The 15,555-nt window shown below is 54.6% G+C and carries 17 protein-coding genes and 1 tRNA gene; 6 read left to right on the plus strand and 12 right to left on the minus strand.

Features of this window, described 5'->3' with window-relative positions; all coding sequences use genetic code 11:
• Positions 1-16: 16 nt before the first annotated feature.
• From V7Z75_RS07660 to dinB, 3 genes are all read right to left on the minus strand, one after another.
• A complete protein-coding gene (locus V7Z75_RS07660) occupies positions 17-2,215 on the minus strand; it encodes a glycoside hydrolase family 2 protein (protein ID WP_334108019.1) in 2,199 nt (732 codons plus the stop codon).
• Positions 2,216-2,390: 175 nt separating this feature from the next.
• Positions 2,391-2,870 (minus strand): SRPBCC family protein, encoded by a 480-nt coding sequence (locus tag V7Z75_RS07665; RefSeq protein WP_334108020.1) that lies wholly within the window; start codon positions 2,868-2,870, stop codon positions 2,391-2,393.
• 181 nt (positions 2,871-3,051) lie between these two features.
• Positions 3,052-4,209, minus strand: a complete 1,158-nt coding sequence (gene dinB / locus V7Z75_RS07670) for a DNA polymerase IV (RefSeq protein WP_334108021.1) — start codon at positions 4,207-4,209, stop codon at positions 3,052-3,054.
• 140 nt (positions 4,210-4,349) lie between these two features.
• Between dinB and V7Z75_RS07675 the strand changes: the two genes are divergently transcribed.
• Together V7Z75_RS07675 and V7Z75_RS07680 are read left to right on the plus strand one after the other, a co-directional pair.
• Positions 4,350-4,425, plus strand: a tRNA-Glu gene (locus tag V7Z75_RS07675).
• 88 nt (positions 4,426-4,513) lie between these two features.
• The gene (locus V7Z75_RS07680; protein ID WP_334108022.1) at positions 4,514-5,410 is read left to right on the plus strand and encodes an alpha/beta hydrolase family protein; all 897 of its coding nucleotides are present in this window, start codon (positions 4,514-4,516) and stop codon (positions 5,408-5,410) included.
• Between the two features lie 60 nt (positions 5,411-5,470).
• Here the strand turns inward: V7Z75_RS07680 and V7Z75_RS07685 are convergent, their stop codons facing one another.
• From V7Z75_RS07685 to msrB, 4 genes are all read right to left on the minus strand, one after another.
• Positions 5,471-5,776 (minus strand): BON domain-containing protein, encoded by a 306-nt coding sequence (locus V7Z75_RS07685; protein WP_334108023.1) that lies wholly within the window; start codon positions 5,774-5,776, stop codon positions 5,471-5,473.
• Between the two features lie 475 nt (positions 5,777-6,251).
• Positions 6,252-7,733 (minus strand): malate dehydrogenase (quinone), encoded by a 1,482-nt coding sequence (mqo, locus tag V7Z75_RS07690; RefSeq protein ID WP_334108084.1) that lies wholly within the window; start codon positions 7,731-7,733, stop codon positions 6,252-6,254.
• An 83-nt stretch (positions 7,734-7,816) separates the two neighbouring features.
• Positions 7,817-8,167, minus strand: a complete 351-nt coding sequence (locus V7Z75_RS07695) for a DUF4186 domain-containing protein (protein ID WP_334108024.1) — start codon at positions 8,165-8,167, stop codon at positions 7,817-7,819.
• Between the two features lie 6 nt (positions 8,168-8,173).
• On the minus strand, positions 8,174-8,566 hold the full coding sequence (gene msrB, locus V7Z75_RS07700) for a peptide-methionine (R)-S-oxide reductase MsrB (RefSeq protein ID WP_334108025.1): 393 nt from the start codon (positions 8,564-8,566) through the stop codon (positions 8,174-8,176).
• An 82-nt stretch (positions 8,567-8,648) separates the two neighbouring features.
• Here msrB and V7Z75_RS07705 point away from each other — a divergent pair, with 82 nt between their 5' ends.
• A complete protein-coding gene (locus V7Z75_RS07705) occupies positions 8,649-9,014 on the plus strand; it encodes a hypothetical protein (protein WP_334108026.1) in 366 nt (121 codons plus the stop codon).
• A gap of 3 nt (positions 9,015-9,017) precedes the next feature.
• On the plus strand, positions 9,018-9,473 hold the full coding sequence (locus V7Z75_RS07710) for a GNAT family N-acetyltransferase (RefSeq protein WP_334108027.1): 456 nt from the start codon (positions 9,018-9,020) through the stop codon (positions 9,471-9,473).
• A gap of 52 nt (positions 9,474-9,525) precedes the next feature.
• Here V7Z75_RS07710 and V7Z75_RS07715 read toward each other — a convergent pair whose 3' ends face one another.
• On the minus strand, positions 9,526-9,798 hold the full coding sequence (locus V7Z75_RS07715) for an HU family DNA-binding protein (protein WP_230342959.1): 273 nt from the start codon (positions 9,796-9,798) through the stop codon (positions 9,526-9,528).
• Between the two features lie 197 nt (positions 9,799-9,995).
• Positions 9,996-10,439 (minus strand): CopD family protein, encoded by a 444-nt coding sequence (locus tag V7Z75_RS07720; RefSeq protein WP_334108028.1) that lies wholly within the window; start codon positions 10,437-10,439, stop codon positions 9,996-9,998.
• 293 nt (positions 10,440-10,732) lie between these two features.
• Between V7Z75_RS07720 and V7Z75_RS07725 the strand changes: the two genes are divergently transcribed.
• Entirely contained in the window at positions 10,733-11,950 is a 1,218-nt protein-coding gene (locus tag V7Z75_RS07725; protein WP_334108029.1) for a mechanosensitive ion channel family protein, read from the plus strand.
• On the opposite strand, the gene V7Z75_RS07730 is transcribed toward V7Z75_RS07725, so the two are convergent.
• Entirely contained in the window at positions 11,943-13,124 is a 1,182-nt protein-coding gene (locus V7Z75_RS07730; RefSeq protein WP_334108030.1) for an HPP family protein, read from the minus strand. The genes V7Z75_RS07725 and V7Z75_RS07730 overlap by 8 nt on opposite strands.
• A 133-nt stretch (positions 13,125-13,257) precedes the next feature.
• On the opposite strand from V7Z75_RS07730, the gene V7Z75_RS07735 reads away from it, so the two are divergent.
• On the plus strand, positions 13,258-14,169 hold the full coding sequence (locus tag V7Z75_RS07735) for a hydrogen peroxide-inducible genes activator (RefSeq protein WP_334108031.1): 912 nt from the start codon (positions 13,258-13,260) through the stop codon (positions 14,167-14,169).
• Between the two features lie 46 nt (positions 14,170-14,215).
• Here V7Z75_RS07735 and pqqA read toward each other — a convergent pair whose 3' ends face one another.
• Both pqqA and V7Z75_RS07745 read right to left on the minus strand, forming a co-directional pair.
• On the minus strand, positions 14,216-14,287 hold the full coding sequence (gene pqqA / locus V7Z75_RS07740) for a pyrroloquinoline quinone precursor peptide PqqA (RefSeq protein WP_081774944.1): 72 nt from the start codon (positions 14,285-14,287) through the stop codon (positions 14,216-14,218).
• A 212-nt stretch (positions 14,288-14,499) separates the two neighbouring features.
• Positions 14,500-15,552, minus strand: coding sequence for a DUF3426 domain-containing protein (locus tag V7Z75_RS07745; protein ID WP_334108032.1), 1,053 nt, complete (start codon positions 15,550-15,552; stop codon positions 14,500-14,502).
• Positions 15,553-15,555 lie beyond the last annotated feature (3 nt).

Consider the following 15,555-nt stretch of genomic DNA (forward strand, 5'->3'; position numbering starts at 1 on the left):
ACGGACATGTTAGTCATCATTTCACCTGAAAACGATATTGGTTGGCTCCCATGGGTTTGCCATCCTGGCTGATGATCTCCGCCTTGAGTTCGTACTGGCCGGTTTTCAGTGCAGCTAGCTGATAATCCCGCAGCTTGTAGCCCGAATCAGGCAGCATTTCCAGCGGTAATCTAAGGCTGTCCAGCGATTTTCCATCACGATAAAGGGTAACGTGATAACTGGCATGTTCAAACCCTTGCCAAGTGTCATTGATGGCCCATAGCCCAATGCTGGGTGCCTCACCAACCTTGTATTCTTCCTGCTTCCATTCCAGGCTGGGCAAGACGGGCTGGTAGGCAGTGCGCAGAGCCTCGTAACCGGCTTTGGGTTCGCGCCAGTAATCGACAATGCCCCAGTTGATGGAAGGCCAGTTCTCCACAAACATGAATTGGAACACCGCAGAAACCGGGCTGTAGCGCTGGCGGCGGTAATTTTCCACGGCAAACTGGATCAATTTGGCCTGATATTGCTGGCTATTGACGATAAATTCATTGATATTGCCACCTTGCTTCACTCCCGCGAATTCGAAGGTTTCTTTGCGCTGGAAGTTGCGGTATTCCCATTCGCGCCATTTGGCTTCGCTGTCCGGCCACAACAGGTCGTCGCTGAACATGCGCTTCAGGCTCTTGAGGCTAGGCAAAGCCTGAGCGCCGAATTCCGTGCTCCAAGGCGTTGGCGCCGGGCGGGAGAAAGCGAGCCAATGATCGAAATACCAGCCCATCCATTCATGTTCCTTGGTGGCGGATTCCTTGCGCACGACGCGCAGCGGGTCCAGCTTGCTGACATCCTCGTACAGCAGTTCGTCCAGTTTGCGATTGATGTCGGGCTGGTAATCGGGATATTTCTGCGCCATCCAGGGAGAATCCCATGGCGGTTCGTTGTGCATGGTCCAGGAGATGACGGAAGGGTGTTGCTGCAAGGCCTGCACCATGTCTTTGGCCTGGCGGCGCGCCTCGGCGGTGAAATCCGCATCGTCGCTATAACCCCAGAGCAGGGGGAAATCCTGCGTGACCAGGATGCCCAGGCGGTCGCATAGCTCGTAAAAAGCCTTGCCGCTGACATGCGCATGCACGCGCACGGCGTTGATGTGGGCGGCCTGCATCATTTCCAGGTCCTGGCGGTAGCGGGCGGGCGTCATTTCGGCCAGCCATTGGCTGGCGATGTAATTGGTGCCGCGCAGGAACAGGCGGCGGTCATTGATGTGCCATTGCAAGCCGTCATCGACGCTGACTTCGCGCACGCCAAACACCTGCTCCTGTTGGTCGAGCAGCCTGCCTTGTGCATCCTTCAGGCTGAGTTGCAGCTTGTAGAGGTTGGGCTTGCCATGTTCATACGGCCACCAGAGCACGGGATTGTCGAGCGGGAAACTGAGGGCGAGGGAGTTATCGCCCGCTTTCAGGGTTTGTTGCTGGCTGAAGTTCAAGGAGTCTCCCTTGAAATTTTCCGGGCTGATGCGTGCTTCCACAGTGATGGATGTTTCATGTGAAACATGCTGGCGAACTTGGGCTGAGGCATTGATCTGCCAATGCTGCGGCTGTGCCTGGGTAGGCTGCTTGTTGGGGATGACCTGCAACTGGCGCAGCGCGAGCTGGTCGGAAAACTGCAATTCGACAGGCGCCCAGATGCCGCCGGTATTCTTTTCCTGTCCGCGCTCCGACCATGCGCCGCCGGGACGGGTGTCGTGGTGGCTGAGCACGCCCTTGATCAGGCGCTTGTGCAGCGACCAGTCTTGTGGTTTTTCCAACGGGCTGTTCACCAGGACGCGCAACTGGTTGCCGCCGGGTTTAAGCAGGCCGCTGACATCAAACTCAAAAGCTTGAAAATAACCAGTGTGATGGCCGAGATAATGACCATTGAGCCAGACATCGGCTGCGTAATCCACGCCATGGAACACCAGGTTGGCTATTCGTGCTGCATTTTTGCTTTCCACCTTGAACTGGGTCTGATACCAGGCAAAGCCATTGATGTCATGGCCTTGGCGATACCAGTTGTCCGGCACGTCGATGGATTTCCAGCCTTGGGGCGGCGCTTGCAGTTGCGGAGTGACGGAGACCTCTCCAGTAACGGGCAGGAACTGCCAGCGGCCATTCAGCGATTGATGGCGAGTTTCAGCGGCGTGGAGCGAAGCATTGCCCAGGGTCAGGCATAGCAATAGCAGGGGAAGAATATATGGCATGGGCAATCGGACGTAAAAACAAGAAGCCGGGCAGGGCCCGGCTGGGAATCAGGCATCTGTCGCCTTGGCTTTTTTGTGGTTGAGCAGATAGTGGGTAAGGCATTTGGCCACATAACCTGCAACCAGGGTTTTGAGCAGTAACTTCATATCAACCTCCTAAAGTAGATAAAACCTGTTAACGGGGTGGCGTGACATGGCGGGTGTCGTGATCAACTTCACCGCGCCAGGAGCCGGTTGCAGCCCTCCGCGTCTCGATAAACTCCTTGAAGCGCTCCATGTCGCCTGTCACCCGGTGCGTGAGCAGGCCAAGCGTATCACCTGCATTTTCCAGAAAACCCTCAGGGTCATATTCCATTTGCAGCATGATGCGGGAAATAGATGGACTAATTGGATGGAAGGTGACGACACCTGCATTGCGGGCGCCTGAAATACTATGCCAGGCAATGCGTTTGTCAGGGATTTGCTCAGTAATCTCGGCCTCCCACTCTTCATGACGTCCAGCAATTTCAGCTACCCAGTGCAAATGAGTGTCATTGATTTGGGTAACTTCAATTACCCCCTGCATGAACTGTGGAAAGTCCTCGAATTGTGTCCATTGGTCGTAGGCTACGTTGACAGGCACGTTAACTTCTATGGATTTCTCGATCATTGGCATGACGTTCTCCTATTGATAGGGATAAGTTTTATGCATCACAGTTCCGCTGAATCGCATTTTTCCAGCTGAAACCTTGATATCAGTGTAAGGAGAGATTGAATTTCCGTGCATCGGCCAGCTTCCTACATGGGTGTCAGAAAAAGTGAACACCCACCATATTCAAGCTAGCTAGTGGATTTGATTAGCTGAACAGGCTGGTTTGCTCAGGAATATCGGAGCCAATGTCATCGGCGCGCACCAGGTTGCTGACTTTTACGCCCAATAAGCGGAAGCGTTGCTCCAGGGGCACGCGCTTCAGGCAAATGCCCGCAGCGCGGCGAATGGCGGCAGCATCGTGAGTGGGTGAGGGCAGGGTGAGGTCGCGCGTTGCCGTGCGGAAATCCTGGTATTTGATTTTGATGCCCACGGTGTGCCCCAGATAGCCTTTCTGCTGCAAATCGCTGGCGACCCGTTCGCATAATGCGGTGAATGCTGTGCTGAGATAGCGTTTGTCCTGTTGCGCCTGCATATCGCGCTCGAAGGTGGTTTCGCGACTCATGGATTTGGGTATGGAAGAAGTCACCACAGGCCGTTCATCCTGGCCTTGCGCCACCTGCATCAGCCATTGCGCGTAGCTCGGGCCGAAATGTTCCTGCAGCAGCGCCAGGTCGGCAGCAGCGAGGTCGGCAATGGTGCGGATATCGAGTTTTTCCAGCTTGACCGCCGCTTTGGGGCCGATGCCGTTGATCTTCCTGGCAGGCAATGGCCAGATACGTTCACGAAAAACCTGTGCGTCGATGATGGTCAGCCCATCCGGCTTGTCGAGATCGGAGGCAATCTTGGCCAGCAGCTTGTTGGCGGCAATGCCGATCGAACAGGAAAGGCCCGTGGCTTCCCGCACGGCATTTTTCAGGCGCTGGGCCAGCGGCTCGGTTTCTTCCTCGATGGCGCTGAGGTCGAGATAGATTTCGTCGATGCCGCGGTTCTCGATCTGCGGCGCAATGGCGGCAACTGCAGCCTTGAACAGCCGGGAATAATGACGGTACGACTCGAAATCCGCGGGCAGCAGGATGGCGTCCGGCGCGAGTTGCGCGGACTTCATCAAGCCCATTGCGGAGAACACGCCCAATGTCCGGGCCTCGTAAGTTGAGGTCGTAACCACGCCACGGCCCTGGTATTCGCGCAACCGCGCGAATTGATGCTGTCCGCTTGCCAGCAATCGCGGCTGGATGGCTGAGCGTCCGCCCACTACCACGGCCTGCCCCCGCAATTCCGGGTAGCGCAGCAATTCGACACCGGCAAAGAACATATCCATGTCGAGATGGGCAATGCGGCGGTGGGGGAAGCGGGAGTCTTTCATCTGGACGCTATGCTAGCAATGATTGCGCCGGGATGCAGCAACTCATGGGGACAGGCGTGGGTAAAATATTTTCAAAATAAACTGGCGCTCATCAGGGTTTTTAGATAAAATTCGCACCCTCTAGAAACATTATGTTTCATGTCCCCATCGTCTAGAGGCCTAGGACATCGCCCTTTCACGGCGGTAACCGGGGTTCGAATCCCCGTGGGGACGCCAAATTTGATAAAAGCAGACCTTGTGTCTGCTTTTATTTTGCCTGTCATCTTGAGTCACTGCTTGATTTCAATAGGGTTATTGCCACGGTATGTTTGTAGGCATCAAAGCACTCACATTGGAAGACGCCGGGAACGAGCTATCCTTTCCGGCGCTCGTCATGTATCCCACGCGGCAGCCCGCTGCCAGCCACGCTTTCGGCCCTTATGTCATGGAGGTCAGGCCGGATGCACCGGTGGCTGAGGGACAATATCCGCTGATCCTGGTTTCGCATGGCAGCGGCGGCTCGCACCTGCTGTATCGCACCATCACCAGCTACCTGGCGCGCCATGGCTATATCGTTGCCATGATCGAGCACCCGGGCAACAATCGGCTCGATAACCGGTTCATGGGGAAGGTGGAAAACCTGCAATACCGACCGCGGCACCTCAAGCTGACTGCGGATTACCTGTTTCAGGATGCGGTATTCTCTGGGCACTTGCAGCCGGAAAAGATCGGGGTCATCGGCCATTCGATGGGCGGCTACGCGGCATTGGCGCTGGCTGGCGGAACACCATGGTATCCACCAGAAGCGTTCAAGCCGGATTATGCAGGCCCGGCACCTATGCAAATCGAGGTCGAGCACGACGACCGGGTGCAAGCCTTGATATTGCTCACTCCGGCCACCGTCTGGTTTTCACCGCAGGACGCGCTCAGGCGGGTAGATGTTCCCATTCTGATGTTGAGCGCGGAGCATGATCCTTACACCCCGGCCTGGCATAACGAGATTGTGCTGAAAGGCGTGCCTGCCCCGGCGCTAGTGACTAGCCGATGCGTGAAAAACGCCGGGCATTTTTCCTTTCTCAGCCCGTTTCCATCCAAGATCAAGCAAGGCGGCTCATTACCAACTACCGACCCTGAAGGGTTTGACCGCGAGCAGTTCCACGAACAGCTCAAGCAGGAAATCCTGGCGTATCTCAATTTATGGCTCAAAGACTCTGGCATATAAAACACCATGAAAAATGAGGCATGACGCCTCATTTTGTGTGTGATTCAGTATTTGTTGCGATTAGGGGACGATGATATCGTCCTTCACGCCAGTCACACCTTTCACGCTCTTGGTAAGTTGCACGGCCCGTTCTGCTTCCTCTTTACTCTTGGCGGTACCGCTTAACTGCACCAGTCCGTTGCTGTCGGTTTCCACCTTGATATCGGTGGCGCTGACCACTTTGTCCTTGGCGAAGGCAGCCTTTACCTTGGTGGTGATGACGGAATCGCTCAGCTTGGTTTCAATGCTGTCGCCGTCTGCGGCAAAGCTGGCTGCCGGCATGAGCAGCGCGCTGATCAGGATAAGGCTTTTCAAGTTCGCTTTCATATTGGACTCCTTGATTTGAATTTATTGATTGCGTTTATTGCTATAGAACCCGTGTTCATTCTAGAAAAATAGCGGGAGCGGCTTAATCGGCGTGTGACTGAATGTGCTGTAGGAAAGGGCTGACGGTGTGGCTTTGCTGGTTATTTGTAAAGGGAAACTGGGGCTGGGCAAGTCAGCGCAGCATAAGGAAATAGGAATAAAAGAGCGGGGCAGGCAGGCGCTTATCTTGTGCAGGCCTGCCTGCGGATAGTAAACCCTGGCTGTAATCAGCCAAAGATAAAGCCCAGTGCCACCGGGCCAAACATCGCGGTGATCAACAGCAGGTTCAATAAGGCTTGCATCTTGGCCTCCTTCATTGTGTCTGGATACGCCGCTCAATATAAAGGATGTTCCAGTATGGAGCTGTCTGGAAAACGCTGATATCCGTGTAGGACAAATAGGAATACCCGGATGGGCATGGCATCCGGGAAATGCTTTATGCGAGATTCAGGCGGCTCAGGGTGCGTTGGCGCACGGTGCGCAACAGGTTGGCATCTTCCACCAGGGATCGACCATAGGACGGCAGCATTGCCTGCATGCGCTGTTGCCAGGGTTCGCTTTGCAACTGCTTGCCGAAGCAGCGCTGCAGGACTTCCAGCATGGCGGGGACAGAGGTGGAAGCGCCGGGAGAGGCACCCAGCAATGCAGCCAGGCTTCCATCCTGCGCAGCTACGATCTCGGTACCGAATTCCAGTTTGCCACCTTGCTTGTCGCATTGCTTGATGATCTGCACGCGTTGGCCTGCTGAAACAAGTGACCATTCACTTTCTATGGCGTCTGGATAGAAATTGCGCAAGGCCGTCACACGTTGGTGGTGGCTCTGGAACACTTCTCCAATCAGGTAACGGGTCAGATCCATATTGTGGCAGCCTGCGCTCAACATGGATTTCAGGTTGCCAGGCTTGACCGAGCTGAGCAAATCCAACAAGGAACCTTGTTTGAGGAAACGGGTGGTGAACCCGGCAAACGGCCCAAACAGCAAGGCAGGCTTGCCGTTGATGATGCGGGTATCCAGGTGCGGCACCGACATGGGCGGCGCGCCGATCGGCGCCTTGCCGTAGACCTTGGCGTGATGCTGCTTGATGACTTCCGGGTTGTGGCAGACCAGCCATTGGCCGCTGACCGGGAAGCCGCCATAGCCCTTGGCTTCCTTGATGCCGGATTTCTGCAACAAGGGCAGCGCAGCGCCGCCCGCGCCGAGGAAAACGAAATTCGCATGGATGGTGAGGGGCTTGCCGCTGGACAAGTCTGCGGCTTTGACCTGCCAGCGCCCCTGTTTCTGCTGGAGGCTGGTGACTGCATGGCGGGTCAACAGAGAAAAGCCGGGCATGGATTGCAGGTGCTGCACCAGTTGCCGGGTGAGGGAGCCGAAGTCCACGTCGCTGCCATAGGCGACGCGGGTGGCAGCTACCGGCATATCTGTCTTGCGGGCCTGCATGACCAAGGGCATCCACTGCTGCAACACTGCAGGGTCTTCGCTGTATTCCATATCGGCGAACAAATGGTGTGCGCTCAATGCCTGATGGCGCGCTTTCAGGAATGCGACATCCTTTTCTCCCCAAACGAAGCTGGCATGCGGGGTTGGGTTGATGAAGCTGGCCGGGGTTTGCAGAATGTCCTGTTCGACCAGCCAGGCCCAGAATTGCAATGATTCCTCAAATGCAGCATTGATCTTGAGCGCGCGCGCGATGGAAACGCTGCCATCAGCATTTTGTGGCGTGTAGTTGAGCTCGCAGTATCCTGCATGGCCGGTACCTGCATTGTTCCAGCCGTCGCTGCTTTCGGTGGCGACTTCTGCCTGCTGCTCCACCATGGTGATGTGCCAGTCCGGGTTGAGCTTGTTAAGCATGGTGCCCAGCGTGGCGCTCATGATGCCGCCGCCAACCAGCAGGATATCGGTGTCTATGGAATTGCTCATGTCAGGCCGGGAATATGGATTGCGATGATCTTGGGTCGCCATGATAGGCATAAGCCGCCGCGATGTAAAACTCTGTTTCCATATCAATAAACCTTTTCCAGCCAATGCATCAGCACATTGACCACATAGGTTTGCTCATCTGCGCTGAGCGCGCGCCCGGCGGGAATCTGATGCCATTTTTGCAGGCAGCCGCGGCAGCAGCAGGCGGTGGCATGCTGCGCAACAAAAACCGGATGGCCGCGGTAGGGCGTCTGCTTGCCATCGTTTGCAATGACGGCGGGGGCCAGCCGTTTGGCGATGAAGTCGCGGGCGTGGTCGCCGACGACGGGCAGGCCCTTGGCATGCAGATAGGCCTGGTCGTGGGCATTGAGCCTGAACGAGCTGCGGAAGCGAGAGCGCCCCAGTGCCGCAAACAGCTCGTCCAGTTCACGCATGCAGGCTCAGCGTGGCTCGAAATTCAGTGAGGCGGAATTGATGCAGTAACGGATGCCCGTGGGTGGCGGGCCGTCCGGGAACACATGGCCCAGGTGTGCATCGCATACATTACAGATCACTTCGGTGCGAACCATGCCGTGGGAGGTATCCCGTTCTTCCCGGATATGCTCCGGGTTCAATGCCTCGAAGTAGCTGGGCCAGCCACAGCCGGCGTTGAATTTGGTATCAGAGGCGAACAAAGGCGTGCCGCAGCAGACGCAACGGTAAATACCATGTTCAAAATGATGGGAATATTCTCCTGTGCCCGCCCGCTCGGTTGCTGCGTGGCGGGTGACTTCGTATTGGAGAGGAGTGAGCTGTTCGCGCCATTCGGCATCTGTTTTGGAAACCTTGTCCATGACATCCTCCTTAAAATGATGAGTCATATAATAGGGTGAAAACAAGTACAATACTGCATTTGGTCAGTAAGGGAACTGTGCAGTGACACAAAGCGGCAAAACCATCAACATCCAGGGAGTAAACGCCGTTCTGCTCGACTTTGATTATGCTGAGTCAAGGGAAAATGACGCTGCTACTCCGTATTTTAATATCAGATTCGATCTTGGGCTGCACCAGCAACAATATTCGGTCACCTATAGCAAGCCTATCGGCAGCGATGACCATTTCGGTGTTTCAGGAACAGATTATGAACCCTTGCTGCGCGCGCTGGAAACAGATCCCACTCTTAGCATGCAACAGCAATACAGCCTGACGACAGAGCAGGCCCTGCATGAAACGTTGTTACCGATCGCAGAGTCGGTTTACGACGATGTTGCCTACCATTCGCCAGATCAGGACGAAGAATAGCTGGTGAATGACGCAATCGTCATCCATGCGAGTACTTGGCAAGATGACGTATTGCAACATCTGCTCACGCAGATGACGCAGGAGCTTTTGCAGATTTACCCTGATATGCCGAAGCCGGGCCCATTGCATAGCCCATTGGTTCTGATTGCCTTTCTCGATGCACGTGCGGTAGGTTGTGTTGCCATGCAGGCGCTGGAGGATGGCTGTGCTGAAATCAAACGACTTTTTGTCCTGCCTGAAGCCCGACGGCAGGGAGTTGCCAAACGATTGATCCAAGTGCTGGAACAGCATGCCCTGCAACAGGGATATATATGCATGCGGGTGGAAACCGGCAACAAACAATCTGGCGCTATTGCGCTCTATCAGGAGATGGCTTATCAGCCGATTGCACCATTTGGGGTATATATCGGCAATCCTGTCAGCTATTGTTTCGAGAAACAGCTGACAGGCCAGCAATAAAAAACGCCAGCATCTGCCGGCGTTTTTCTTGGCGTATGAACAACTGATGAATTTAGTTCAACGCATCTTTCAGGGCCTTGCCTGCTTTGAAGCTTGGTGCCTTGCGGGCAGCAATCTTGATTTCCTTGCCAGTTTGAGGATTGCGGCCTGTACGGGCAGCGCGTTCGGAAACACCAAAAGTACCGAAGCCGATCAATGTCACTGTATCGCCACCCTTCAGGGCTGCGGTTACGGAAGCGGTGAATGCATCAACAGCTTTACCTGCAGCAGCCTTGGAGATACCTGCTTCCTTGGCGATTTCTTCGATCAGTTCTGTCTTGTTCATATGGGTCCAGTCCTTGTGTTTATGGGTTATCAATCTAATTTTCGTAAGGTAATACTTCGCCTCGTTACCAGGTTAAATAGTAACAGGGGAGAAAATATCACAACCTGCGCCCAATGAAACCCCTTTTAATGGGGAATTCAGGAAAATTTTCAATTAAGAGCCTGAAATGACGCTGTTTAGAGACATTTTTGCCAGTGTCATGTAATGAGGCCACCTCGGAATGAGACGCCAACGAGGACAAAGCCGACCGATGCAATGGTGACCAAAGTGATCCTGCGCGCCAGTGCAGGCAAGGTGGCGGGATTGAGATAGGGAATGAGTCGGAAGCGGGCATCAATCGCGGTGAGGATAGTAATAGCCAGTAATGCGAGCTTCAACAGGAGGAGCCTGCTGGGCAAGGTATCTGCCGCCAACAAGGCAGAGAAATCTGCTATCCAATAGTGTGCCATCCAGAAACCTGTAGCGATTTGAATCAATAAGGCGGGCATGCCGATGTACTCGAATCCTGCTTCAAAATTCAGCAATAATTCAGGATTACGCTGTTTCAATGCCCGGGGCAACACGGTACAGGACAGCACTAGGTGGCCGCCGGTCCAAACCGTAGCGGCGAGGATGTGAGCCAGGAGTATGTAGCTGTACATGGCGTGAAATTCTGGAATGGTGATTCCTGATCTTAAACCCGGAGCGGGGGATTGAACAGTTGCCTGATTTAATCCGGTCTGCTCAATCAAGGCATTTTTCTGAACCTATCTCCCACACTGGGTACTAACAGGCTGTTCCCATGTATTGATTTGTTGCTGGACCTGGATTCTGCAGGTCTTTCGGCAGTCATTGCTTTGCGTTCATGGAGTATACGAAGCGGCTGGCAATGTACCGGTCGCAGTGAGGTAACAGGTAGGAAAGAAAGCCAATGATAGAAGACTGGAATAATTTAATGGGGTGGCTGCAAGTGCATCAGGTGATATTCAGCCTGGTGGATATCATATTGCTGGTACTCGCGGCTGGGACGGCCAATTGGGTGATCAAGCGTGTCCTGGTGCGTGGTTTGCACAAGATGATGCGTTCTGCCGCCGTTGGGCAGGCCATTGCCAGAAGCAGGGTAGTGTCCAGATCGGCAAATATCATCCCGGCATTGATTATCGCAGTGGGCATTGTCTGGATTCCCAATCTGCCGGAAGCCTTGGTGACGGTGGTGCGCAATGTGGCGCACGGCTTTATTGTGTTGACGGCGGGCTTGGCGATTGCGGCTGCGCTGGATATCGTCAACGATGTCTGGCAGCAGCGGCCCGACGCGCATCGCAGGCCGATCAAGGGCTATGTGCAGGTCGTCAAGATCGTGATTTACATCATCGCGACGATTCTGGTCATTGCCACCTTGATGGATCGCTCGCCGGTGATTCTGTTATCCGGCATTGGCGCGATGGCAGCGGTGCTGATGCTGATCTTCCAGGATACCTTGCTGTCCTTGGTGGCGAGTGTGCAGATTTCGTCGAACGACATCATCCGCGTCGGCGACTGGATAGAGGTGCCGCAGCTCAACGCGGATGGTTTCGTGATTGATATCGCCCTGCACACGGTCAAGGTGCAGAACTGGGACAAGACGATTACCACCATCCCCACCAAGCGCTTTATCACCGATTCATTCAAAAACTGGCGCGGTATGTTCGAGTCCGGTGGCCGCCGCATCAAGCGCAGTATTTTCATCGATCAGAACAGCATTCACTTCCTGACGCCAGAAGAGCTTGAACACTTGCAGCAATTCAACCTGCTGGGTGACTATCTGAAGAAAAAGCAGGAAGAGCTGGATGAATGGAACCGGGCCTTGGGCGAGAAAGGCAGGAAGCCGCTTAATACCCGCCGGATCACCAATATTGGTACTTTTCGCGCTTATGTCGAGCAATATCTGAAAAACCATCCGCATGTGCATCAGGAAATGCTCATGGTGGTGCGACAGCAAAATCTTTCTGCAGAAGGTATTCCACTAGAAATCTGGTGCTTCACCAACACTACGGTATTTGTGCAGTATGAGGCTATACAATCGGATATTTTCGATCATCTGCTGGCGATCATGCCGGAGTTTGGCTTACGCGTATTCCAGAGTCCGAGCGGTGCGGATTTCCAGGCCCTGCGCCCGCTGACTGAAGCTAGCTGATGGAGCCGCCGAATATTCCGGCTTCTTCCAGTTGTCCGCGATAAAGCGCCGCGACCAGGTCAGTCTGGGTCACGATGCCGACTAGCCGTTGTTCGTGATCCAGCACCGGTACATGATGGATACCATGGTCGGATAACAGCGGGACCAGCTTAACAATATGCATGTCCATATCTACGGTAAGCACCTTGCTGGTCATGATCTGGCCGACCACCTGCGGCTGCCCGCTTTCCGCTGACAGGGAACGGCGCACGAACTTCCTGAGTTTTTCCTCAAACCCCGGGTAGGCATCAAGGTTGGCGTGCTTCATGAAATCGAAGCGCGTGATGATGCCGATCACCCGGCGGGCGCGATCAACCACAGGTAGAGCCTTGATGTGGTGGGTAAGCAGCAGCGGCCAGGCCTCTTCCAGCAGAGTGCCATATTCCACGCTGATCACGTCCCGCGACATGATGTCGCCGCAGGTAATTTCACCGAAGCGACGCTTGTAGGCCTGCATTTCTGTTTTCAGCAGCAGGTTCTCCAGGTCATCAGGCGTGACATCCAGCACTTGGTTGTATTCCTTGAGTACGGTATCCAGGTCGTCCCGGGTAAAGCCGACCCGGTGCGAGGGATTCACATCATGGGTGTTGTGCGTGTTCGGCTCTGGCCTGGTCACGTGAGGATAGCTGCGTTTGGTGGCATTATTGTAGGCCAGCGCGACCAGCAGCAACAGGCTGGAATTGAGAAGTACCAAAAGCAGGAAATAGCCGGTATGTTCCAGCGCCAGCGAGCCTGAGAGCACGGCGGTCAATGCGACTGCTCCGCCAGGGGGATGCAGGCAGCGCAGCGCGAACATCAGGATAATGGCGATTGCGACTGCCACGGCAGCCGCGACAGGAACGAGGGGTATCCAATACAGGCTAGCAATGCCGACCAGCGCGGATACTAGGTTGCCGCCTATGATGCACCAGGGCTGGGCCAACGGGCTGGCGGGCACGGCATACAGCAGAACCGCCGATGCGCCCAAGGGCGCCATCAGGAACGGCAGGCTTTCCATGCCCAGCAGCCAGGCGCTCAGAAAGCCGCTGAATAATATTCCTAGTAGCGCGCCGAGGCAGGCTCGTAGCTTCTCTTGATGGTTGACCGGGCTTTGTTGCGGCTTTAAGCCTTTGAGCCAATTCAATACAGCAGACACATAGCGCTTTCTGAAAAAAACGCTGCAATCTATCACTAATCAGCAGGTTTGCGTAAGGCATATGGATATGGAATTTATCGATAATGCATATTAATTGATACAATTTGATATGTATTAGTTATCAGGTAATCCCATGACCTTGAGTGAATTCAAATTCATCGTGGCCGTGGCGCGCGAACGCAATTTTCGCCGTGCTGCGGAAAAATGTTTTGTCAGCCAGCCGGCCTTGAGCCTGGCGGTCAAGAAACTGGAAGAAGAGCTTGGCGTGACGCTGTTTGAGCGCGGTCACAAGGATGTGACGATGACGCCGATTGGCGAGCAGATCGTTGCCCAGGCCATGCGCGCGCTGGAAGAAGCAGACCGCGTCAAGGAAATCGCCCGCATGGGCAATAACCAATTGGCTGGGCCGTTCAAGCTGGGCGTGATTTATTCCACCGGGCCTTACCTGTTGCCCGAGATTATCCCCGCGTTACGCAAGCTCGCTCCTGAAATGCCGCTGGAAGTGGAGGAGAACCTGACGGCGAATCTGGAAACGCAATTGCGCAACCGCGTGATCGATGCAGCCATCATCGCCCTGCCATTCGACGTGCCGGGCGTGCACTGCGAACCCTTGTACGACGAGAGTTTCGTCGTGGCGGTGCCGGATATCCATCCCTGGGCCGAGCGCAAGCTTATCCATGCGGAAGAGCTTGCCAGCGAGAAGGTGTTATTGCTCAACAGCGGCCATTGTTTCAGCACCCAGGTGGTGCTGGCCTGCCCGGAGCTGTCGAAAAGCGGAGAGGTATTACAGGGAAATTCACTGGAAACCATACGCAACATGGTGGCTTCCAATCTGGGCATTACGGTATTGCCTTGCAGCGCGGCGGTGGAACGGTATCAGAACCCATTGATCAGGATGATTCCATTTGCAGAGCCGGTTCCGCTGCGCCGCATGGCGCTGGCCTGGCGCAAAGGTTATGCGCGGGAGCAGGCTATTGAGTGCCTGTTGCAGGCAATCCGCGCGCTCAAATCGCCCTGTCTGCAATCCATTATTGCAGCGGCGTAAAAGAAAAGGGGCCTGGCGGCCCCTTTCTCATGGAGATGAGAATTGCTTAACGGTTGCAAACGTACATGGTTACTTCAAAACCAAAACGCATTTCGGTCACTTCTGGCTTGGTCCACATGATCTGTCTCCTTTAAATTGGGATTGTCACTGCGCGGTAGGATTCATTTGGCGCAATTCACGATTCACATCATATAGATCATGCTGACTTACGCCATGCGCAGCATCATGATCCGGACCTCATGATTTTCATTAGACTGAATTCAAGCGGTATGCCGTTATATATCGGTAACTGAGATAAATCCTGAGCCGGGGAGAGTTACGAGGGGAGGTTTAGTAAGTCACGAACACGCGATAGCCGGAAACGGTCTCGCCGCTGGTGGAGAATGCCAGATTGATCTGGATTTCCTGCTTTGCAGCCAGGCCGGCGTCAATGTCAGTACCTGAAGGCAGGTATTCTCCCGGAGTAAAGCTGCGGCGCAGCTTGGGTTTGTCGTCATCGTTGGTCAGAGTCAGCTCCAGCAAGGGATAACCCTGAGCATAGGAAGCATTATTGATCAGTCTAGTCGAGAGCTGGATGACTCCGGGATGCTCAAAATCCTCTTGCAGGTCGGAGTCGTCCAGTGCCAGCAATTCCGAGTTGCGTGGCAAAGGCACAGAGCATCCGAGCCATTGGCAGGCGAATTCGAGCGCGGGCCTGCTGGATGGCCAATAACCTGCCAACTGAGTACGGAAAAAATAGGCTGATTGCGCGATCAGCATCAGCGCGAGCAATAAGCTCAAGGAGATACTCACCCACAACGGAAAGCGTCGAACTGGTTTCTCAGGAGCAAGAAAACTGGTGCTGACGGGTTCAGGTGCGGCATTGAATTGCGAAAAGTCATGGACCTGCTGCATAGCGGCATGCACTGCCGGTGCGGTTTCTGTCGATGCTGCTATGACACTGGCGATGGCAGATTCTTCTATATCAGTATCTACCGATTCACCCTGGTCAATTTCTGTGGCAATGGTGACGATAGTATCGACTTCAATGATAGCGGGGATTTCTTCAACAGAGTGAGCTTCTATGTCCGGAGAAGTCGAGATGTCATGCCCTGGAATATCCTCATCAGCTACCAGAGTAGCAGTGCTCTCACTACTTGCCGCTATGTCAGCAATATCCTCTATGGTTTCTTCGACCATGAGAGATGAGTCGGTGGCTGGCTCAGTGACTGCTGCTGGAGCAAGCGGGAGGGTTTGCGGCTCCAGTATTGCATACAACCGAGAGCGCACATTGAAGCTGTGCTGGCATTGACCACAGCGCACCTCGCCATCATGAGCTGCCAACTGTTCTGCCGTGACGAGGAACCGGGTATTGCATGCAGGACAGAAGGTGACTAGCCGCATGCC

It is taken from the genome of Methylobacillus sp. (genome assembly GCF_036844465.1).
Taxonomy (GTDB): Bacteria; Pseudomonadota; Gammaproteobacteria; order Burkholderiales; family Methylophilaceae; genus Methylobacillus.